General features: G+C 52.7%; 21 protein-coding genes and 2 tRNA genes. All 23 read left to right on the forward strand.

Features of this window, described 5'->3' with window-relative positions; translation table 11 throughout:
* Positions 1-57: 57 nt before the first annotated feature.
* The 23 genes from yabG (at position 58) to CV944_RS07245 (ending at position 19598) form a co-directional block, all read left to right on the forward strand.
* On the forward strand, positions 58-954 hold the full coding sequence (gene yabG / locus CV944_RS07135) for a sporulation peptidase YabG (RefSeq protein ID WP_095858696.1): 897 nt from the start codon (positions 58-60) through the stop codon (positions 952-954).
* Positions 955-1136: 182 nt separating this feature from the next.
* On the forward strand, positions 1137-1394 hold the full coding sequence (gene veg, locus CV944_RS07140) for a biofilm formation stimulator Veg (RefSeq protein WP_033008996.1): 258 nt from the start codon (positions 1137-1139) through the stop codon (positions 1392-1394).
* A gap of 193 nt (positions 1395-1587) precedes the next feature.
* On the forward strand, positions 1588-1767 hold the full coding sequence (locus CV944_RS07145; protein WP_011886605.1) for a small, acid-soluble spore protein, alpha/beta type: 180 nt from the start codon (positions 1588-1590) through the stop codon (positions 1765-1767).
* Between the two features lie 224 nt (positions 1768-1991).
* On the forward strand, positions 1992-2864 hold the full coding sequence (gene ispE, locus CV944_RS07150; RefSeq protein WP_033008994.1) for a 4-(cytidine 5'-diphospho)-2-C-methyl-D-erythritol kinase: 873 nt from the start codon (positions 1992-1994) through the stop codon (positions 2862-2864).
* 55 nt (positions 2865-2919) lie between these two features.
* Positions 2920-3741: a pur operon repressor gene (purR, locus tag CV944_RS07155; protein ID WP_033008992.1), complete on the forward strand. Its 822-nt coding sequence runs from the start codon at positions 2920-2922 to the stop codon at positions 3739-3741.
* 47 nt (positions 3742-3788) lie between these two features.
* A complete protein-coding gene (locus tag CV944_RS07160; protein ID WP_033008991.1) occupies positions 3789-4163 on the forward strand; it encodes a RidA family protein in 375 nt (124 codons plus the stop codon).
* A 127-nt stretch (positions 4164-4290) separates the two neighbouring features.
* Complete coding sequence (gene spoVG, locus CV944_RS07165) at positions 4291-4581, forward strand: septation regulator SpoVG (protein WP_003247437.1); 291 nt, start codon at positions 4291-4293, stop codon at positions 4579-4581.
* Between the two features lie 469 nt (positions 4582-5050).
* Positions 5051-6427, forward strand: coding sequence for a bifunctional UDP-N-acetylglucosamine diphosphorylase/glucosamine-1-phosphate N-acetyltransferase GlmU (glmU, locus tag CV944_RS07170; protein ID WP_033008990.1), 1377 nt, complete (start codon positions 5051-5053; stop codon positions 6425-6427).
* 12 nt (positions 6428-6439) lie between these two features.
* A complete protein-coding gene (locus tag CV944_RS07175) occupies positions 6440-7387 on the forward strand; it encodes a ribose-phosphate diphosphokinase (protein WP_044746529.1) in 948 nt (315 codons plus the stop codon).
* A gap of 74 nt (positions 7388-7461) precedes the next feature.
* Positions 7462-8094, forward strand: a complete 633-nt coding sequence (locus tag CV944_RS07180) for a 50S ribosomal protein L25/general stress protein Ctc (RefSeq protein WP_033008987.1) — start codon at positions 7462-7464, stop codon at positions 8092-8094.
* A gap of 60 nt (positions 8095-8154) precedes the next feature.
* Complete coding sequence (pth, locus tag CV944_RS07185; protein ID WP_100659372.1) at positions 8155-8715, forward strand: aminoacyl-tRNA hydrolase; 561 nt, start codon at positions 8155-8157, stop codon at positions 8713-8715.
* Positions 8716-8817: 102 nt separating this feature from the next.
* Entirely contained in the window at positions 8818-9048 is a 231-nt protein-coding gene (gene fin, locus CV944_RS07190; RefSeq protein WP_033008984.1) for an anti-sigma-F factor Fin, read from the forward strand.
* 88 nt (positions 9049-9136) lie between these two features.
* Positions 9137-12670 carry a transcription-repair coupling factor gene (gene mfd / locus CV944_RS07195; protein ID WP_100659373.1) on the forward strand — a complete coding sequence of 1178 codons (3534 nt, stop codon included), beginning with the start codon at positions 9137-9139 and terminating at the stop codon, positions 12668-12670.
* Positions 12671-12898: 228 nt separating this feature from the next.
* Positions 12899-13435 carry a stage V sporulation protein T gene (gene spoVT / locus CV944_RS07200; protein WP_033014196.1) on the forward strand — a complete coding sequence of 179 codons (537 nt, stop codon included), beginning with the start codon at positions 12899-12901 and terminating at the stop codon, positions 13433-13435.
* Positions 13436-13754: 319 nt separating this feature from the next.
* Positions 13755-15311, forward strand: coding sequence for a putative polysaccharide biosynthesis protein (locus CV944_RS07205; RefSeq protein ID WP_094239412.1), 1557 nt, complete (start codon positions 13755-13757; stop codon positions 15309-15311).
* Positions 15312-15317: 6 nt separating this feature from the next.
* Complete coding sequence (gene yabN, locus CV944_RS07210) at positions 15318-16778, forward strand: bifunctional methyltransferase/pyrophosphohydrolase YabN (RefSeq protein WP_033008979.1); 1461 nt, start codon at positions 15318-15320, stop codon at positions 16776-16778.
* A gap of 12 nt (positions 16779-16790) precedes the next feature.
* Entirely contained in the window at positions 16791-17072 is a 282-nt protein-coding gene (locus CV944_RS07215; protein ID WP_033008978.1) for an RNA-binding S4 domain-containing protein, read from the forward strand.
* A 362-nt stretch (positions 17073-17434) separates the two neighbouring features.
* Positions 17435-17740 carry a sporulation protein YabP gene (yabP, locus tag CV944_RS07220; RefSeq protein ID WP_033008977.1) on the forward strand — a complete coding sequence of 102 codons (306 nt, stop codon included), beginning with the start codon at positions 17435-17437 and terminating at the stop codon, positions 17738-17740.
* Positions 17737-18369 (forward strand): spore cortex biosynthesis protein YabQ, encoded by a 633-nt coding sequence (gene yabQ, locus CV944_RS07225; RefSeq protein ID WP_033008975.1) that lies wholly within the window; start codon positions 17737-17739, stop codon positions 18367-18369. The genes yabP and yabQ overlap by 4 nt, the downstream gene beginning before the upstream one ends.
* 16 nt (positions 18370-18385) lie before the next feature.
* Positions 18386-18757, forward strand: a complete 372-nt coding sequence (locus CV944_RS07230; protein WP_033008972.1) for an FtsB family cell division protein — start codon at positions 18386-18388, stop codon at positions 18755-18757.
* A gap of 118 nt (positions 18758-18875) precedes the next feature.
* Complete coding sequence (locus CV944_RS07235) at positions 18876-19271, forward strand: S1 domain-containing RNA-binding protein (protein WP_033008971.1); 396 nt, start codon at positions 18876-18878, stop codon at positions 19269-19271.
* A gap of 167 nt (positions 19272-19438) precedes the next feature.
* Positions 19439-19515, forward strand: a tRNA-Met gene (locus CV944_RS07240).
* An 11-nt stretch (positions 19516-19526) separates the two neighbouring features.
* Positions 19527-19598 (forward strand) — tRNA-Glu (locus CV944_RS07245).
* Positions 19599-19760 lie beyond the last annotated feature (162 nt).

Raw genomic sequence — 19760 nt, forward strand, 5'->3', positions numbered from 1 at the left:
TTGTCCGCGTCTGCATATCGTATGGATGACAACGATTATGCAATGGAGTGAGCGGTGATGGACGTCAAAATCGGCGATATTGTCGCCCGCAAGTCTTACCAATGCGACGTATTGTTCCGCGTCATTGACCTTAAAGAAAAGGACGGGGAATGGGAAGCCATTTTATATGGCGAGGACGTGCGGCTTGTGGCCGACGCCCCGTGCAGCGACTTGGTCATTATCGATGAGCGGGGGCAACAAGAACGAAAAAGGCGGGAAATCGAACTGATTGAACAGTCATACCGGCTGTTTCGCCAAGATTATCAGATGATCAAGCAAAAAGTCGAGTATCGGGCAACCGGCGGGTACCGGGTGGAGAAAGATTTTTTTCAAATTCCGGGATGCGTCCTTCATTTGGACGGCGACCCGTTATATTTGCGCAAATGCATGGATTTGTATGAACGGATTGGGGTGCCGGTGCACGGCGTTTACTGTGAGGAAAGCGAGATGCCGGAAAAAGTCGGCTCCTTGATTGAGCAGTTTCGTCCGGATATTTTAGTCATTACCGGTCATGACTCGTATTCAAAGTCAAAAGGAAAGCTTCATGATTTGAAAGCGTACCGCCATTCACGCCATTTTGTTCAAACAGTGAAAGAAGCGCGCAAAAAAGTGCCGCATCTCGATCAGCTCATCATTTTCGCCGGCGCCTGCCAATCGCATTTTGAATCGCTCATCCGCGCGGGGGCGAATTTTGCCAGTTCGCCGGCGCGGGTCAACATTCACGCCTTAGATCCGGTTTATATCGTTTCTCGTCTCAGTTTTACCCCGTTTACGGAAACGGTCGATGTGTGGGATGTGCTTCGCAACACGCTGACCGGGGAAAAAGGGCTGGGTGGAGTCGAGACGAAAGGTGTGCTCCGCACCGGGATGCCGTTTCGCCTGATCGACGAACGGGGGGAAAACCGCCGCAATTGACGGGCGGTTTTTTTATGTCTTTCGCCATATTTTTTACAAAAAAGTTCCACAAGGTACATAAAAAGAAGGATATTGTAGAAAACTATTCATTGACAGCAATAAAAACACGCTGATATAATTTTTATTTTTTTGACTTTGAAGACCATCTTTGTTATAATTGCAAATAGTGAGGTGGATGACGAATGCCAAAAACTTTATCCGATATTAAAAAAGCGCTGGACTCTAATATCGGGAGACGTTTAACGCTGCGGGCCAACGGCGGACGCAGAAAAATGATCGAGCGTTGCGGCATTTTGGCGGAGACTTACCCATCGGTATTTGTCATTGAACTGGATCAAAAAGAAAACTCGTTTGAACGTGTATCGTTCAGCTACGCCGACGTGTTGACAGAGACCGTAAAGCTGACGTTTTGGGACGATGAGCAAGCAGGGGGGCAGTAGACAAATTTGTTTGCTGCTTTTTGTTTTGTCATAAATAGGCGGACATAAAGCCGCCTTCCTCACTTCATACTAAAACTGCCGCAGCCGCCTTTCATCTGCCCCATGACCAGGCGAGTCAGCCGGCTGTTGCGCCGGCGGGTTGCACAACGTTTCGCGCCTTAACGCCAACGAACATGGAAAGGGGTTGCTGACATTGGGTCGACGCCGCGGGGTTATGTCGCAACGCTTAAAAGAAGAGCTGGCAAAAGAGCTGGGCTTTTACGATGTCGTGCAGCGTGAAGGGTGGGGAGCCATCCGCGCGAAAGACGCAGGAAACATGGTAAGATTGGCGATTGAACGGGCGGAACGGCAGCTGGCCGGAAAAACGGAATAGCGCCGGCGGCGATGGCGCGCTGCGGCAAGGGTGCCCTAGCAGGGGCGCCCTTTTTACATATATCGTTTGGCGACGGCACCAGGACATGGTAATATGGTAAAATGGGTTGATGAAAAAAGCGCGAATGTCACGCGGGAAAACGCTGAAAATAGGAAACAACGGGCGGATAGGCGGCTGGCCAGAAGCCGTTTATCATCAATGTGCGTGGAAGTAGGTGAAGATGAGTGAGGCTGTCGATCAAAGCGCCGGCAAAAATTAATTTATCACTTGATGTTCTTTATAAACGCCCCGATGGCTACCATGAAGTGAAAATGGTGATGACGACGATCGATTTGGCGGACCGCATTGAGCTTATTCCGCTGCCTGAGGAGGATGTGATCCGCATTGTGTCGCAAAACCGCTTTGTGCCGGATGATTGCCGCAATTTGGCGTACCAGGCGGCGAAACTGATGAAGGAGACGTTTTCGATCCGCCAAGGGGTGGCCATTTCGATTACGAAGCATATTCCGGTGGCGGCCGGCCTGGCAGGGGGAAGCAGCGACGCGGCCGCAACGTTGCGCGGGCTCAACAAGCTTTGGCAGCTCGGATTGACCGTCCGGGAATTGGCTGAGCTTGGTGCGCAAATCGGCTCGGATGTTGCGTTTTGCGTCTACGGCGGAACAGCTGTGGCGACCGGGCGCGGCGAAATCATCACCCCCATCCCGTCGCCGCCGCCATGCTGGGTGGTGTTGGCCAAGCCCCCAATTGGCGTGTCGACGGCCGATGTGTACCGAAATTTGCAGCTTGAGCATGTCTGCCATCCGGATGTCGATGCAATGGTGAAAGCGATCGAACGGCAAGATTATGAGGGCATTTGCCGGTTGGTCGGCAACGTGTTGGAGGAAGTGACCTTAAAAAAATATCCGGAAGTTGCGCATATTAAAGAGCAAATGAAACGGTTCGGAGCTGATGCGGTGCTGATGAGCGGAAGCGGGCCGACAGTGTTTGGGCTGATCGAGCATGATTCGAGAATGCAGCGGGTGTATAACGGACTGCGGGGCTTTTGCGATCAAGTGTTTGCGGTCAGGCTGTTGGGGGAGCGGCATTCGCTTGATTAAACACGTACATTTTTGTTAAAATAAATTTATAATATTCGGTTTTAGGAGGTCGGCTATGAAGCTTAGGCGAAGCGGCCGTTTAGTCGATATGACGCATTATCTTCTCGAACGGCCACATCAGCTCATTCCGCTGACGTTTTTTGCCGATCGGTACGAATCGGCCAAATCATCGATCAGCGAAGACTTGACGATTATTAAACAAACGTTTGAGCAGCAAGGAATCGGGACGGTTCGGACGCTGCCCGGCGCGGCCGGCGGCGTGCAATACATTCCGAAAATGGCTGCCGGGGAGGCGGAGGAAGTGATCGCCTATTTGTGCGAGCAATTGTCGCGCCCGGACCGGCTTCTTCCCGGCGGATATTTGTATATGACCGACATTCTTGGCGACCCCCGTATTATGAACAAAATCGGCCGCCTTTATGCGTCGATGTTTGCCGACCGTCCGGTGGATGTCGTCATGACCATTGCCACCAATGGAATTCCGCTCGCATATGCGATCGCCAATTTTTTGTATGTGCCGGTTGTGATTGTCCGCCATGACAATAAAGTGACGGAAGGGCCGATGGTGAGCATCAACTACGTATCCGGCTCGTCCAAACGCATCCAAACAATGGTTTTGTCGAAGCGCAGCCTGGCGGAGGGAGCCAACGTGCTGATTGTCGATGACTTCATGAAAGCGGGCGGCACGATCAACGGTATGGTCAGCTTATTGCAAGAGTTTAACGGCAACGTCTCCGGCATCGGTGTGCTCGTTGAGTCTGAGGAAGCAAAAGAGCGGCTTGTCGACGAGTACATCTCGCTCGTCAAACTGTCGGCGGTGGACGTGAAAGAAAAGCGGATCGCCGTCAAGGAAGGCAATTACAAAGCGTTTTTTTAGGCAGCCTGCTGCCTGATTATAAAACTTTAGAAAGGGGATTTCTTTCAATGAAAAAAGTGGAAACGACCAATGCGCCGCAAGCGATCGGCCCGTATTCGCAAGCGATCATCGTCAACAATATGGTTTACAGCTCTGGGCAAATTCCGCTCACTCCAGAGGGGGAAATGGTAAAAGGCGACATTCAGGCGCAGACGCATCAAGTGTTTCAAAATTTGAAAGCGGTGCTGGAAGCCGCCGGCGCCTCACTCGACACAGTCGTGAAAACAACCGTTTTTTTAAAAAGCATGGATGATTTTGCGGCCATGAACGAAGTGTACAGTCAATATTTCCCGAACCATAAACCAGCGCGCTCATGCGTTGAGGTGGCTCGGCTGCCGAAAGACGCCCTAGTTGAAATCGAAGTCGTTGCCCTCGTGCGATAAAGAGGGGCGCATCCATCTTTTCCCTTGCTGAAATTTAGAAAAAATTTTTTGAAAAAGGAAGGAAATTGCCGAAAGGCGTGGAATTAATTACATCGAGTCTTATATAGGGGAAAAGGTGGTGAACATAATGGAAGTGACAGACGTAAGATTACGCCGCGTCAACACCGAAGGACGGATGAAAGCGATCGCCTCCATTACGTTGGACAATGAGTTCGTTGTCCATGACATCCGCGTCATTGACGGGAATAACGGCTTGTTTGTCGCGATGCCAAGCAAGCGTACACCGGACGGGGAGTTCCGCGATATCGCGCATCCGATCAACTCCGCTACGCGCGGAAAAATTCAAGAGGCGATCTTAGCTGAGTACCACCGCCTCGGGAAGCTGGAAGAAGAACTTGAAGAAGCGGGCGCTTCGTAAACATATGAAAGGGGGCTTAGGTGAAATTCACCAAGCTCCTTATTTTTTGCCAGCCGCATTGTTTCCTTGAAAAGTGCTGTTGATTCATATATATTCAATTATGGGCGAACTACTCCCACTTCGCTTTGCTTGAAGTGGGAGCTTCTCAGTTCCATGACGAAAGCCATTCTTTCGTCTCCCTGAGCGTCACTTCGGGTCGTCCCAACCCTGGTTCGACGATTTGGGGTTTTTTCGCGCCTTTGAATATGGTACGCATGGAAGGCTTTGCTTGTTTTCGCATTGAATGTTCTCCATGCAACCCGCTATATCTAGTTTACAAAGAACATGATATACATTGATTTGATTATGTGTTTTGGCTGATGCCACCGGCATTCCCCCGCTGGTCGTGGGGCTTCGTCTTTCACGCGCTTGAAGCGGGGGGGATCTTCTCTTGGGACTATGATTAAAAGGATAATTGGAGGCTTTTCACATGAAGCGATATGCGGTCGTTTTGGCGGCCGGACAAGGAACGCGGATGAAGTCGAAGCAGTATAAGGTGCTTCATCCCGTTTGCGGCAAGCCAATGGTTCAGCACGTCATGGACCAAGTATCCAAACTTGGGGTGGAAAAAACCGTCACGGTCGTTGGATTTGGGGCGGAGCAGGTGAAAGAGCAGCTTGGCGCCCAATGCGAGTACGCATTGCAAGAGGAACAGCTTGGGACGGCGCATGCGGTGATGCAGGCAGCCCCATATTTGCAAGGCCTCGAAGGGGTGACGATCGTCGTCTGCGGAGACACGCCGCTCATCACAGCTGAGACGATGAAGGCGCTCGTCGAGCACCATTTGGCCGCCAAAGCGAAGGCGACGGTATTGACAGCCATCGCTGACGACCCGGCTGGATATGGCCGCATCGTCCGCAACAGTGCCGGCGGCGTTGAAAAAATTGTTGAACATAAAGATGCGAATGAAGAGGAACGGGCTATTCGCGAGATTAACACTGGAACGTATTGCTTTGACAACCAAACATTGTTTCAAGCGCTTACAAACGTGACAAACAACAACGCCCAAGGGGAATATTATTTAACCGACGTGATTGAAATTATCAAAGCGGGCGGCGGCACAGTATCCGCTTATCAGGCGCCGTCATTTGAGGAAACGATCGGGGTCAATGACCGCATCGCCCTTGCCGAGGCGGAGCGGATCATGCGCGAGCGCATTTGCCGCCGGCATATGGAAAACGGGGTTACGATCATCGACCCGGGCTGCACGTATATTTCCGCCGACGCGACGATTGGCCGCGATACGGTCATTTATCCCGGCACAGTCATCGAAGGCGAAACAGTGATCGGCGAGGATTGCACGATTGGACCGCATGCGGAAATTAAAAACTGTCATATCGGCCACCGCACGTCCATCCGCCATTCGGTCGCCCATGACAGCGAGATCGGCAACGATGTCACGATCGGCCCGTTCGCCCATATCCGCCCGCTGTCGAAAATTGATGACGAGGTGCGGATCGGCAATTTTGTCGAGGTGAAAAAATCGACGTTCGGCAAAGGAAGCAAAGCCTCGCATTTAAGCTATATCGGCGACGCGCAAGTCGGCGCCGATGTCAACCTTGGTTGCGGGTCGATTACCGTCAACTATGATGGCGTGCATAAGTATATGACCAAAATTGAAGACGGGGCGTTTATCGGCTGCAACGTCAACTTGATTGCCCCGGTTACGGTCGGCCGGGGCGCTTACGTTGCCGCCGGATCGACGATCACCGACGACGTTCCCGGCCGCGCCCTCGCCATCGCCCGCGCCCGGCAAGTCAATAAAGAACATTATGTTGATCGCCTGCCAGGCAAGAAAAAATCTTAATGGAGGTTTATCATGTCTGAATGCCAGCACCAACTAAAGTTGTTCGCCCTTAACTCGAACATGAGGCTAGCGAAAGAAATTGCGGAAGTCATGGGGATCGAGCTTGGCAAATGTTCCGTTTCCCGCTTTAGCGACGGGGAGATCCAAATTAACATTGAGGAAAGCATCCGCGGCGACCATGTATTTGTCATTCAATCGACGAGCGTCCCGGTCAATGAGCATTTAATGGAGCTGCTCATTATGATCGATGCGTTAAAGCGGGCGTCCGCGCGCACGATCAATATCGTCATCCCGTATTACGGCTATGCCCGCCAAGACCGGAAAGCGCGGGCGCGCGAGCCGATCACGGCCAAGCTGGTGGCGAACTTGCTTGAGACGGCCGGGGCGTCGCGCGTCATTACGCTTGATTTGCATGCCCCGCAAATCCAAGGGTTTTTTGATATCCCGATCGATCATCTAATGGGCGTGCCGATTTTGGCTGATTATTTTAAAAGCAAACAGTTGGATGACATTGTCGTTGTGTCCCCGGATCACGGCGGCGTAACGCGGGCGCGCAAACTCGCCGACCGTCTGAAAGCGCCATTGGCGATCATCGACAAACGCCGGCCGCGCCCGAACGCGGTGGAAGTGATGAACATTATTGGGCAAGTGAGCGGGAAAACGGCCATTTTGATTGACGACATTATCGACACGGCCGGCACGATTACGCTCGCGGCGAACGCTCTTGTTGAACATGGGGCGAAGGAAGTGTACGCGTGCTGTACACATCCGGTGCTGTCCGGCCCGGCGATCGAGCGCATTCAAGGGTCTAAAATTAAAGAGCTTGTCGTCACCAATTCGATTGCCTTGCCAGAAGAAAAGAAAATTGATAAAATTGTAGAGCTGTCGGTGGCGCCGCTCATTGCTGAAGCGATTACGCGCGTGTATGAAATGAAGTCTGTCAGCGTCCTGTTCGACTGACATAAAGCATGTTTAGCCCTTCTTGTTTTAGGATAAAGTAGACAATAGATTCTAATTCAGGAAGGTGAGGAAACATGGCGATTGTGTTGGAAGCGAAAGAACGCACAGACAAAAAACATTCGACATTGCGCCGTATTCGTTCGCAAGGGGGCATTCCAGCGATTTTGTACGGCAAAAAAGTCGAAAACAAAATGATTTTTGTCAGCGCTGCTGAACTGGAGAAGGCGCTTCGTGAAGGTGGGCGCACGAGCTTGATAACGTTGAAAGTCGGCGGCGACGACTATTCGGTGCTCTTGCGCGAGCTGCAGCGCGATCCGCTGCGCGGCGAGCTCCTTCACGCTGATTTTCAAGCGGTCGACATGTCGACAGAAGTCGATATTGACGTAGAAGTCCGATTGGTGGGCGAAGCGCCGGGGGTAAAAGACGGCGGCGTGTTGCAGCAAAACTTGCATGAGTTGTCGATCCGCGTCTTGCCGGCGAACATTCCGCCAGCGATTGAAGTGGACATCTCCGGTTTGCAAGTCGGCGATACCGTCACGGTTGGCGATGTGCAGACAGATGGAAAATTTGAAATTAACCATGAACCTTCCGAAGTGATTGCGACGATCTTGCCGCCGCAGCAGGAAGAGGAAATCCATAGCGGCGAGCAGCAAGAGCCGGGGCAGCCTGATGCCGAGGAAGGAAGAGAGACGACGCCAGAAAAGTGACAGACGTAACCGTTTCGGTTACGTCTTTTGTAGTATCATGCATAGAGAGGGGTGCAACGATTGAAGCTGTTTGTCGGGCTTGGAAATCCGGGCAAGGAATACGAGCAAACGCGGCACAACATCGGTTTTTTCGTCATTGATGAGCTGGCCAAACGTTGGGACGTTTCGTTGAAAACCGGCAAGTTCCGCGGCCTGTTCGGAACGGCGTCCGTTTTCGGCGAAAAAGTGGCATTATGCAAACCGTTGACATATATGAATTTATCAGGGGAATGTGTTCGCCCGCTCATCGATTACTATGGCATCGCCATTGAAGATGTCATTGTCATTTACGATGACCTCGATCTTCCGCCAGGAAAAATCCGCCTTCGCTTGAAAGGGAGCTCCGGCGGTCACAACGGTGTCAAATCGCTTATCCATCACCTCGGCACCGAGCAGTTTAAGCGCATTCGCATCGGCATCGGCCGGCCGGCCGGCGGGCAGCCGGTGGCGGATTATGTGCTCAGCCGTTTTACGGAGGAGGAGAAGCCGGCGGTCGCTGAAGCGGTTTTGCGGGCTGCCGATGCGTGCGAACAGGCGGTGGCGGCGCCGTTTACCCAGGTGATGAACGAGTTTAACAAGTGAATATTTTCCTCCAAACTGGTGCACAATGTGAGTACGGAAGGCATGGGGCGCCGGCTCCATCCGCCCTGCGGACGGAACAGCCCAGTGAGGAGGTTTGCTTCGATGGCATTGCATTACTATTGCCGCCATTGCGGCGCCAAAGTCGGAACTATTGACCAGGTATCCGTCTATAGCGAAAAGCTCGGATTCCACCATTTAACGGAAGAGGAACGGCTTGATATGATTTCGTACGAGCCGAACGGGGATATTCACGTCAAAACCATTTGCGAAGACTGTCAAGAAGCGTTGGCGCGAAATCCGGAGTGGCATCAATACGAAAAATTTATCCATTAGGCGCAGCTTTGGGCGACCAAAGCATTTTTATGTTTTGGCTGAACGCGGAAAGAGAAAGAAACTAGCATTGAGAGGAGGGAGAATAGGGGTGCTTTCATTGCATCGCTATTTAGCTGAGAACCAAGATGTTCGCACCATCATAGAAGGAATCCACGCCCGCCTGAAAGAACAGCTTGTCGCCGGGCTGTCGGGGTCGGCCCGGTCTGTTTTTGTTTCCACGCTTTATAAGGAAACGGGACGCCCGTTGCTCGTAGTGGCTTACAACTTGTTTCAGGCGCAAAAAATGTATGATGACCTCGTTTCGCTGCTCGGTCCGGACGAGGTGTTTCTGTATTCCGTCGATGAAGTGATCGCCGCCGAAATGGCAGTCGCCAGTCCGGAGCTGAAGGCACAACGCCTCGAAATTATGAACCATTGGGTGCAAGGCGGGAAGGGGATCGTCGTCTGTCCGGTCGCCGGCCTGCGGCGCTTGCTGCCGCCGCCATCGCTTTGGAAACAGTATTTGTTCACGTTCACGGTTGGACAAGAGCTGGATCTCGAGCAGTATAAACAGCGGTTTGTCCAAATGGGATACAAGCGGGTGGCAACTGTTTCCGCCCCTGGGGAGTTCAGCATCCGCGGCGGCATCGTGGATATTTATCCGCTCACGGCCGAGCTCCCGTACCGGATCGAGCTGTTTGATACGGAAATCGAATCGATTCGCACGTTCACCCCCGATGATCAGCGCTCGCACGGGCAAGTAGAGAGCATCGCCATCGGCCCAGCCGACGAAATCATTCTCGACGAGGGGACGCGGCAGCGGGGGATTGAACGAATTGAAGCCGGTTTGGCGGCCAGCCTCGAAAAAATGAAGGATGACGCCGCCAAGCAGCGGATGTACGAACAGATCCATGCCGAATTGGAACAGTTGCGCGAGGGCCGGGAAATCGAGCAACAATATAAATATATGTCCCTTTTCTATGAGAACGTTTCAAGTTTGCTAGATTATATGCCGGAAGACGGCGTGCTGCTGATGGATGAAATGAGCCGGTTGCAGGAGACGGCGGAGCGGCTCGACCGCGAAGAAGCGGATTGGTATACAAGCCTGCTTGACAGCGGGAAAATCATTCATGATGTGCCCATTTCGCACTCATTTTCTGAATTGTTGCAAAAACATCGATTCCAGCGGGTCTATTTGTCCTTGTTTTTGCGCCATGCGCCTTATACCCATCCGCAAAATGTCGTCAATATTACGTGCAAGCAAATGCAAAACTTCCACGGACAAATGGCGCTTCTCCAGTCTGAAGTCGAGCGTTGGAAGAAAGCGAATTACGCCGTCGTCTTTTTGGCGCCGGATGCCGAACGGGCAAAAAGGCTGCAGTCAGTTTTGGAAGATTATGGGGTCGATGCAGCGCCGCTTCCGCCTGAGGCCGCACTGCTTTACGGCAAATGCCAACTTCTCGAAGGCGATTTAAATACAGGATTTGAGCTGCCGCTGCAAAAGCTGGCTGTCATTACGGAAGAGGAACTGTTTAAGAAGCGAGCGAAACGCCCGGTGCGCCGGCAAAAGCTGTCCAACGCCGAGCGGATCAAAAGCTACGCTGAACTGCAAGTCGGCGATTACGTCGTCCATGTCAACCACGGCATCGGAAAATATTTAGGCATCGAGACGTTAGAAATCAATGGAGTGCATAGAGACTACATCCATATCCAATATCAAGGCGGCGACACGCTGTACGTCCCGGTCGACCAAATGGATCAAGTGCAAAAGTACGTCGGTTCGGAAGGAAAAGAGCCGAAAATTTATAAGCTTGGCGGCTCGGAATGGAAAAAAGTCAAAAAGAAAGTGGAATCGTCTGTTCAAGATATCGCGGAAGATTTGATCAAGTTGTATGCCGAGCGCGAGGCGAGCAAGGGGTACGCGTTTTCGCCGGACACGGAAATGCAGCGCGAATTTGAGGCCGCGTTTCCGTATCAAGAGACGGAAGACCAGCTCCGGTCGATTGAAGAAATTAAGCGCGATATGGAAAGCGAAAAGCCGATGGACCGCCTCCTTTGCGGCGATGTCGGCTACGGGAAAACGGAAGTGGCGCTGCGCGCGGCGTTTAAAGCCATTATGGACGGCAAGCAAGTCGCTTTTCTTGTGCCGACGACGATTTTGGCTCAGCAGCATTACGAAACGGTGCGTGAGCGGTTTCAAGGATTTCCGATTAACGTCGGGCTGCTCAACCGGTTCCGCACGAAAAAACAGCAGGCGGAGACGATCAAAGGGTTGAAAGACGGCACAATCGATATGGTCATTGGCACGCACCGGCTGCTGTCGAAGGATGTCAAGTTTAAGGATTTAGGGTTGCTCATCATCGACGAGGAGCAGCGGTTTGGCGTGGCGCATAAAGAAAAAATCAAGCAGCTGAAAGCGAATATCGACGTGCTCACCTTAACGGCGACGCCGATTCCGCGGACGCTTCATATGTCGATGATCGGCGTGCGCGATTTATCGATCATCGAGACGCCGCCGGAAAACCGGTTCCCGGTGCAGACGTATGTCATGGAATATACGCCGGAGCTTGTCAAAGAGGCGATTGAACGTGAGCTCGCCCGCGATGGGCAAGTGTTTTTCCTCTACAACCATATTGAAGACATCGACTTGAAAGCGGAAGAAATCGCCCAGCTTGTCCCGGAAGCACGCGTCACGTTCGCGCACGGGCGGATGTCAGAAACCGAACTTGAATCAACGATTTTAGCGTTTTTGGAAGGACAATATGACGTGCTCGTGACGACGACGATTATTGAGACAGGCGTCGATATTCCAAACGTCAATACACTCATCGTGTACGATGCCGACCGGATGGGGCTGTCGCAGCTGTACCAGCTGCGCGGGCGCGTCGGCCGTTCGAACCGCGTTGCCTACGCGTATTTCACCTACCGGAAAGACAAAGTGCTGAATGAAACGGCGGAAAAACGGCTGCAAGCCATTAAAGAGTTCACCGAGCTTGGCTCCGGCTTTAAAATCGCCATGCGTGACTTGTCGATCCGTGGCGCCGGCAATATTCTCGGCGCTGAACAGCACGGCTTTATCGACTCGGTCGGATTTGACTTATATTCGCAAATGTTGAAAGAGGCGATCGAAAAACGGCGCGGCTTGAAACGGGAAGACGAGCGGCCGGAAGTGACGATCGACGTGGAAGTCGACGCCTACATTCCGGATGCCTACATTTCCGATGGGCTGCAAAAAATCGAGATGTACAAGCGGTTTAAAGCGGTCGAGACGCTCGAAGATGTTGAAGCGCTGCGCGAAGAGATGGTGGACCGCTTCGGCGATTATCCGGATGCCGTCGCCTATTTGCTGCAGATTGCCGAGATCAAAGCGCTGGCGAAACAGCTCGGTGTTGAATCGATTAAGCAACATAAGCAGCAAGTTGACATTCTATTCACTGAAGAAGCGTCGAAAACGGTGGAGATTCAGCGCTTGTCCGGCGTCGGCCGCCAGTACGGGCGCCTGTTTGGGTTTGGCATGGAGGGGGTGAAGCTGAAAATTGTGCTTTACATTAAGCAAATGAAAGCGCACGAGTGGCTGGCGATTTTATATGAGACGTTGAGGGAATTGTCCGGAGTGAAAAACGAAAAGTCGATCATCGCCTAGCTATAAAGAAAAAATGAGGCGTTATGTTCATTTTATACGTTTACGGTTTTGCTGATGTGGCGATAGTGAAGGATGGGCAATTTTATCTAAAATGGCCAAAATCACTTTCATCGTGCATAGAACGTGGATTGTGAAGGATACTAATGACAACAATGGTGAATTCCCCATTACAACAGGATTCATCGGAGTATCCTTCAAATCCTAGATGAAAGTGAGGGTATACAAGGCATGAAAGCAACCGGTATTGTTCGTCGGATTGACGACTTAGGCAGGGTTGTGATTCCGAAGGAAATTCGCAGAACATTACGCATTCGCGAAGGAGATCCGCTCGAAATATTTGTCGATCGCGATGGAGAGGTCATTTTGAAAAAATATTCGCCGATCAGTGAGCTCGGCGACTTTGCCAAGGAGTACGCCGAGGCGCTGTTTGACAGCCTCGGACAGCCGGTGCTCATTTGCGACCGCGACGTATTTATTGCCGTTGCCGGTGTTTCGAAAAAAGAATACATGAACAAAAGCGTCAGCCCGTTAGTGGAGAGAGCCATGGAAGATCGCAACTCCGTTCTCCATACGGAGGAGGGCGAGGTCGAGCTGGTCGACGGGATGACGGAAACGTTGAAGTCGTATACGATCGGCCCGATTGTGGCCAACGGCGATCCGATTGGAGCCGTCATCATTTTATCGCGCGAGAAAACGCTCGGCGAAGTTGAACATAAAGCAGTGGAAACAGCGGCCAGCTTTTTGGCCCGGCAAATGGAACAATAAATGGAACGCAAAAAGAGGGTGTCCCAAAAGATCGGGACACCCTTTTTGATCGGGCCGCACATTTATCGTTGATGGGAGAAGGTCGGGATCTTTTCCTTTCTGCTTTGTCTGCAATGGGGTTGCTATGTTGGTTGGTTCGCTCCCGTTCCGCTGGACTGAGGCCATGGCCGATGGGCGGCTCCCGCTTTTGTCTCATCGCCTGCATTGCGCTATAATATCGAGCGTAGCCGTTTGTTGCGGTAATGTTGACGGTTTGCGCGGCCAGTGCTCTTGATGGACTGTTCGCCATCTGGCGCCATACAACGGGAGGAGAAGAGGCATGGGAAACGTATGGAAAGGTGCAGCTGCCTTGACTGCTGCCACTTTGCTTACGAAGCTGTTAAGCGCGCTCTACCGCATCCCGTATCAAAATATGGTCGGGGATGTCGGTTTTTATATTTACCAACAAGTTTACCCCATTTATGGAATCGTTGTCGCGCTGTCGCTGACCGGTTACCCGGTTGCCATTTCGAAGCTCATCGCTGAGCGGCTGGCGGCGCGGGACGAGGCGGGCGCGGCCGCTGTCGGCCGCATCGCGCTGCTGCTGTTGGGCGGGGCGGGAGCGGTGCTGTTTGCCGTGTTATATATAGGAGCCGGCGCCATTTCGTCATGGATGGGCGACAGGCAGCTTGAAGGGTTGGTGCGGGTGCTTTCATTTTCATGCTTATTCTTTCCGCTCATTGCGGTGTTGCGCGGCGTTTTTCAAGGGCGCCATGACATGGCGCCGACGGCAGTGTCCCAAGTCGGCGAGCAGACGGTGCGTGTGACGGCGATTTTAGGGTTGTCTTATTGGGCGATCAAGCGCGGCGCTGACGCCTATGCGTGCGGCATGGCTGCGGTCGGCGGGACGTTGGCGGGCATGGCGGCCGCGCTTCTCATCTTGCTCTTTTATCTGGTCCGGCGCGGACGGCAAAAACCGGCCGGGCGTACGCCGCCCGGCTCGGTGCGACAGGCGGGATGGCATTTGCTTACAGTTGGAACGGTCATTTGTTTCACCAACATGGTGTTGACGCTTGTTCCGCTCGTCGACTCGTTTTTGTTCGTCCCGCTTCTCCAAGAAACCGGGCTGGAGTTGAATGAGGTGAAAGAGTTGAAAGGGGTGTACGACCGCGGCCAGCCGCTGATTCAGCTTGGCACGGCTGTCGGCACATCGCTTTCATTGGCGCTTGTTCCGTTCGTTTCCGGCATGCGGCGCGGGCGGGAGCTGTCCTTTCTGCACAGCATGCTGCCGATCCGGTTCGCCGCGGTCATCGGCGTCGGCGCTTCATCGGGGCTCATTTGCCTCATTCGCCCGATCAACACCATGCTGTTTGAAAACGACCGCGGTTCGTTGGTCCTTGCCGTCTTGTCCGCTTCTGTCTTTTTTGCGACGATGGCGTTGACTGCCTCCGCTTTATTGCAAGGAATGGGGAAAGAGTGGACAGCGGCGGCCGGCGTGGCGGCGGCTTTGGCAGGGAAAATCGTCCTTATGCGCTGGCTTGTGCCGTCGTTCGGCGCCCTTGGCGCCGCCTTGGCGACAACAGGGGCTTATGCGCTTATGGCAGGCTTCTTATACGTGCGTTTGCCGCGTGAATGCCGGTCAGCGCGCGCCCGAGTATGCATATATCCAATTGTGAAGGCGGCTGTCGCCATGATGGCGGTGCTGAAGTTGTATACATGGTTAATGGACGCTTCAGGCGGGGGACGCCTATGGGCGTCCGCCGAGGCGCTTGGCGGCGTCGTTCTCGGCGCGGCTGTCTATATCGCATGCATCGTGAGGGGGAGTGTATTTTCCGAACAAGAGTTGTCCGCTCTCCCGTTCGTTCACAAATTTCATTTACGATTAGGAAGCAGGTGATCAGCGGTGAATACGATTTATATTTTCGGCCTTGGCGCCGGGGATGTGGAGCAGCTGACGGTCGGCGTGTATCGAAAGCTAAAAAAGGCGCATCCACTTTTTTTGCGGACGAAGGAGCATCCGGCGGCCGAAGGGCTTCAAGAAGAGGGCATCGCGTTTACATCGTTTGATGATGTTTACGAAAAACATGAGCAATTTGCTGATGTATATGAAGAAATTGCCGGCACTCTCATCGAGCAGGCAAAACACGGGGATGTGTTTTACGCTGTCCCTGGCCATCCGCTTGTCGCCGAACGGACGGTGCAGCTGTTGTTGGAAGCGGAGCAACGCGGCGATTGCCGGGTGGTCATCGAGGGCGGGCAAAGCTTTTTAGATGCGTTGTTTACAGCGGTGCGCATTGATCCAATCGAGGGGTTTCAGCTGTTGGATGCGACCGCTTTCCAAGGGGACGAATGGTCGCCATCGCTGCATGCTGTCTTTTGCCAAGTGTACGACCCGTTCGTCGCTTCAAATGTGAAACTGTCGCTGATGGAACAGCTTCCGGACGACTATCCGGTCTATATTGTGACCGCGGCCGGGACGAAGAGCGAACAAGTGAAGCAAGTGCCGCTCTATGAATTGGACCGTCAGGCGGCGCTTGACAATTTAACGAGCGTCTATGTGCCGCCGGTCAAGGATGAGCCGCTGCTATACCATCGGTTTGAAACGTTGCGCCGCGTCATCGCGACGTTGAGAGGGCCGCACGGCTGCCCGTGGGACCGGAAGCAGACGCATGCGTCGCTGAAGCGGTACTTGCTTGAAGAGGCGTATGAGTTGCTTGAAGCCATTGACGATGATGACGATGACCATATGGTCGAAGAGCTCGGTGACGTGCTGCTGCAAGTGATGCTCCATGCCCAGATCGGCGCTGACCGTGGGATGTTTTCGATTGATGACGTCATCCGGACATTGACCGCGAAGATGATTCGCCGCCATCCGCACGTATTTGGCGATGCAACGGCTGAAACAGCTGAGCAAGTTACAGCGAACTGGGAAAAAATTAAGGAGAAGGAAAAAGGGACCGGCCGGCCAGCGTCGATTTTAGCGGATGTTCCAAAAAGCCTGCCGGGGACGATGCGGGCGTATGAGCTGCAGAAAAAAGCAGCAAACGTCGGCTTTGACTGGGACGATGCCGCTCCCATTTGGGAAAAGGTAGAGGAAGAAATGGCGGAGTTCCGGGCTGAAGCGTCGGGCGGCCGCCGCGCGGCGCTCGTCAGCGAGTTCGGCGACGTATTGTTTGCGCTTATCAACCTTGCCCGCTATTATGATATTCAGCCCGAAGAAGCATTGCAGATGGCGAACGACAAATTCGCCCGCCGCTTCGCCTACATTGAGGAGCAAGTGCGAAAAAGCGGCCGACCGATCACATCGTTCTCGCTCGCTGAGCTCGACCGCTTTTGGGAAGAAGCAAAAGAAAACGAACAGTAAGGGGGAAAGGGCATGCGCCTTGATAAATTTTTAAAAGTATCCCGCCTCATTAAACGCCGCACATTGGCAAAAGAAGTCGCCGACCAAGGCCGGGTGTGGATCAACGGCCACGTCGCGAAGGCAAGTTCAGATGTAAAAATCGGCGATGAACTGACGATTCAGTTCGGGCAAAAACGGGTAACGGTAAAAGTGACTAGCGTAAAAGAAACGGTGAAAAAAGAAGAGGCAGCCGAAATGTACGAGCTCGTTCGCGAGGAACGGACGGCCCCTGATCCGGATCAAGGCGGCGTTTAACGGATTTCCGAAAGACGTCTCCTATCTCAGGGAGCGCGAAGGGCGAAGCCTAGTGAATAGGGGGAAGTGAATTTCGGCCGGCAATCGCCAATTGAATATCATTCGGTTCTTGTTCGAACGGGCTCCTTCGGAACGAAGGGAAGCGTCAAGGATTCCTGTGCAGGGCTGCCGTTCAGCGGAGCACGCACAAGGCGCTGGAAGCCCCCGCCTCTAAGCGAAGCGCAGGCGGTGGGGGTTCACTTTGTCCTTAAGGCTTGTTCTAAACGATCCCCCGCTGACATACATATGGTACAGACAGCAGATGAGAAACAACGGGCGGCCTAGCCGGCTTTCATTCTAAATCGGAAATGCGGGGGATGAACATGAACCGACATGAGGAATTTGGCGGAAACACGAACAAAGGCCCGGTCCAAGAACACGACGTGATCATGCGCGGCCGGCGCCTCCTTGACATTACCGGGGTCAAACAAGTGGAAAGCTTTGACAATGAGGAGTTTTTGCTTGAGACGGTCATGGGTTTTTTGGCGATCCGCGGGCAGAATTTGCAAATGAAAAACTTAGATGTCGACAAAGGCGTCGTTTCGATTAAAGGGCGCATTTTTGACCTTGTTTACTTAGACGATCATCAGGAGAAGGCTAAAGGATTCTTTAGCAAGTTGTTCAAATGACCATCACCACACAGTTCCTCACCATGCTCGCGATGATTGGCATGGGGGGCTGGCTCGGCATGGCGCTGGACACGTACAATCGGTTTCTCAACCGGCGTGAACGGGCGCACTGGCTCGTTTTCGTGAACGATGTACTGTTTTGGGCGGTGCAGGCGCTTCTCGTATTTTATGTGTTGCTGCTCGTCAACAATGGCGAGCTTCGCTTTTATCTGTTTTTGGCGCTGTTGTGCGGCTATGCCGCCTATCAAAGCCTGCTCCGTTCGTTGTACGTTCGGGTGCTGGAATGGCTCATTCAGCTGGCGGTCAGAACCGGGAACATCATCGCCCAGCTGTTCCGTTACATCGTGATCCGCCCGCTCGTTCTTCTCGGGCAAATGGCGCTTGCGCTTCTTTTGTTTGCTTGGCGGCTTGTGATATGGACGGGACGATTTTTGTTGCTTGCGGTTTGGAAAGCCGTTGTTCTTCTGTTTGCCCCGTTTCGTTGGACGGGCATCGCCGTTTGGCGGCGGATTCCGCCGTCCCGCCGGGCTTGGGTGGAAAAATTTTTTCGCCGTTTGAAGGGATTTGCTGGACAAATCAAGAATACACAAGAGAAAATAGGCATGTGGCTTGCGAAATGGCGAAAGTAAAAGAGGTGCAAAGGCAATGAACATGCCCAGGAGAACAAACGTGACGAAGCTGGCATCGACGTATGCGGCCGAGCAGGAGGAGAAACAGCGGAGGGCGTCGCGAAGACGGCGAATTTTGGCCATCCGTTTTGCCTTTTGGTCGTTGCTGTTGGCCGTGGTCGCCTCCGTCCTTGTCTATGCTTTGCACCTGCAGGCAAAGACGGTTGACGCGAAAAGGGCGGAAAAAGAAAGGTTGACCAAACAGCTTGCGGAACTGGAACGCCAGGAAAAGCAGCTGAAAGAGGAAATGAAAAGGCTGCATGATGATGACTACATCGCTGAGCTGGCGCGAAAAAAATATTATTTGTCAAAGGATGGGGAAATTATTTTTGTGTTGCCCGAAAAGTAACAAATCCCTCCAATGCCCGTTCAATACGGGCATTCGTCATATTGACACTTATTTTTTTTATTCGCTATAATGAAAGCAACACCATCTTTAAAGCGTTTTAAGGAGGAGCACTTTTTTTATGTCGATTGAAGTAGGCAGCAAGTTACAAGGCAAAGTCACAGGCATTACGAAATTCGGGGCGTTTGTGGAGCTGCCGGAAGGTGTGACAGGACTCGTTCATATCAGCGAGGTAGCCGATAACTACGTCAAAGATATCAACGACCATTTGAAAGTCGGCGACACGGTGTATGTAAAAGTCATTAACGTCGGCCAAGACGGAAAGATCGGCTTGTCCATTCGCAAAGCAAAGGATACGCCTTCTTCGCAGCGGCCGCGCCGGGCGCACGACCGCTCTGCGGCTGACAGCTTAGAGCAAAAAATCAGCCGTTTCCTGAAAGAGAGTGAAGACCGATTGGCGTCGCTGCGCCGCCATACCGAATCGAAGCGGGGAGGTCGTGGAGCGAGACGCGGGTAACTTGCTGCTGAATGAATGCCGGAAAGATGACGAATAGGGGGACAACAAAGCATCCATGGTCATGGATGCTTCTTTGTTGGGTTTGGCGAAAGAAAGGGTGTATTTTCCTGAACGATACATATTGACAATCGGTATGGGCTCCAGTATTATATTAACTGTTGCCACACGGCGGTGTAGCTCAGCTGGCTAGAGCGTACGGTTCATACCCGTGAGGTCGGGGGTTCGATCCCCTCCACCGCCACCAAAATTCAATATGGCCCGTTGGTCAAGTGGTTAAGACACCGCCCTTTCACGGCGGTAACACGGGTTCGAATCCCGTACGGGTCATCATCATTGACGAACGAGCATGCGCCATGAAGCGACATGCTCGTTTTTCGTTTTTGTCTGCTTCTGTCGGAACAAAAACGTTGCCTGCACATTGTCGGGAAAAACGTCGAACGATTTTTTATTTTTCTCCGTTATTTTGACAAATTTTTGGCAATTTCAAAT

Origin of the sequence: Geobacillus sp. WSUCF-018B (assembly GCF_002809985.1) — a bacterium.
Taxonomy (GTDB): Bacteria; Bacillota; Bacilli; order Bacillales; family Anoxybacillaceae; genus Geobacillus; species Geobacillus thermophilus.

Bases quoted from the DNA above. Each gene is read 5' to 3' on its own strand.
- yabG (WP_095858696.1), top strand. From the start codon at position 58: ATGGACGTCAAAATCGGCGATATTGTCGCCCGCAAGTCTTACCAATGC.
- veg (WP_033008996.1), top strand. From the start codon at position 1,137: ATGCCAAAAACTTTATCCGATATTAAAAAAGCGCTGGACTCTAATATC.
- purR (WP_033008992.1), top strand. From the start codon at position 2,920: ATGAAGCTTAGGCGAAGCGGCCGTTTAGTCGATATGACGCATTATCTT.
- CV944_RS07160 (WP_033008991.1), top strand. From the start codon at position 3,789: ATGAAAAAAGTGGAAACGACCAATGCGCCGCAAGCGATCGGCCCGTAT.
- spoVG (WP_003247437.1), top strand. From the start codon at position 4,291: ATGGAAGTGACAGACGTAAGATTACGCCGCGTCAACACCGAAGGACGG.
- glmU (WP_033008990.1), top strand. From the start codon at position 5,051: ATGAAGCGATATGCGGTCGTTTTGGCGGCCGGACAAGGAACGCGGATG.
- CV944_RS07175 (WP_044746529.1), top strand. From the start codon at position 6,440: ATGTCTGAATGCCAGCACCAACTAAAGTTGTTCGCCCTTAACTCGAAC.
- CV944_RS07180 (WP_033008987.1), top strand. From the start codon at position 7,462: ATGGCGATTGTGTTGGAAGCGAAAGAACGCACAGACAAAAAACATTCG.
- fin (WP_033008984.1), top strand. From the start codon at position 8,818: ATGGCATTGCATTACTATTGCCGCCATTGCGGCGCCAAAGTCGGAACT.
- spoVT (WP_033014196.1), top strand. From the start codon at position 12,899: ATGAAAGCAACCGGTATTGTTCGTCGGATTGACGACTTAGGCAGGGTT.
- CV944_RS07205 (WP_094239412.1), top strand. From the start codon at position 13,755: ATGGGAAACGTATGGAAAGGTGCAGCTGCCTTGACTGCTGCCACTTTG.
- CV944_RS07215 (WP_033008978.1), top strand. From the start codon at position 16,791: ATGCGCCTTGATAAATTTTTAAAAGTATCCCGCCTCATTAAACGCCGC.
- yabP (WP_033008977.1), top strand. From the start codon at position 17,435: ATGAACCGACATGAGGAATTTGGCGGAAACACGAACAAAGGCCCGGTC.
- yabQ (WP_033008975.1), top strand. From the start codon at position 17,737: ATGACCATCACCACACAGTTCCTCACCATGCTCGCGATGATTGGCATG.
- CV944_RS07230 (WP_033008972.1), top strand. From the start codon at position 18,386: ATGAACATGCCCAGGAGAACAAACGTGACGAAGCTGGCATCGACGTAT.
- CV944_RS07235 (WP_033008971.1), top strand. From the start codon at position 18,876: ATGTCGATTGAAGTAGGCAGCAAGTTACAAGGCAAAGTCACAGGCATT.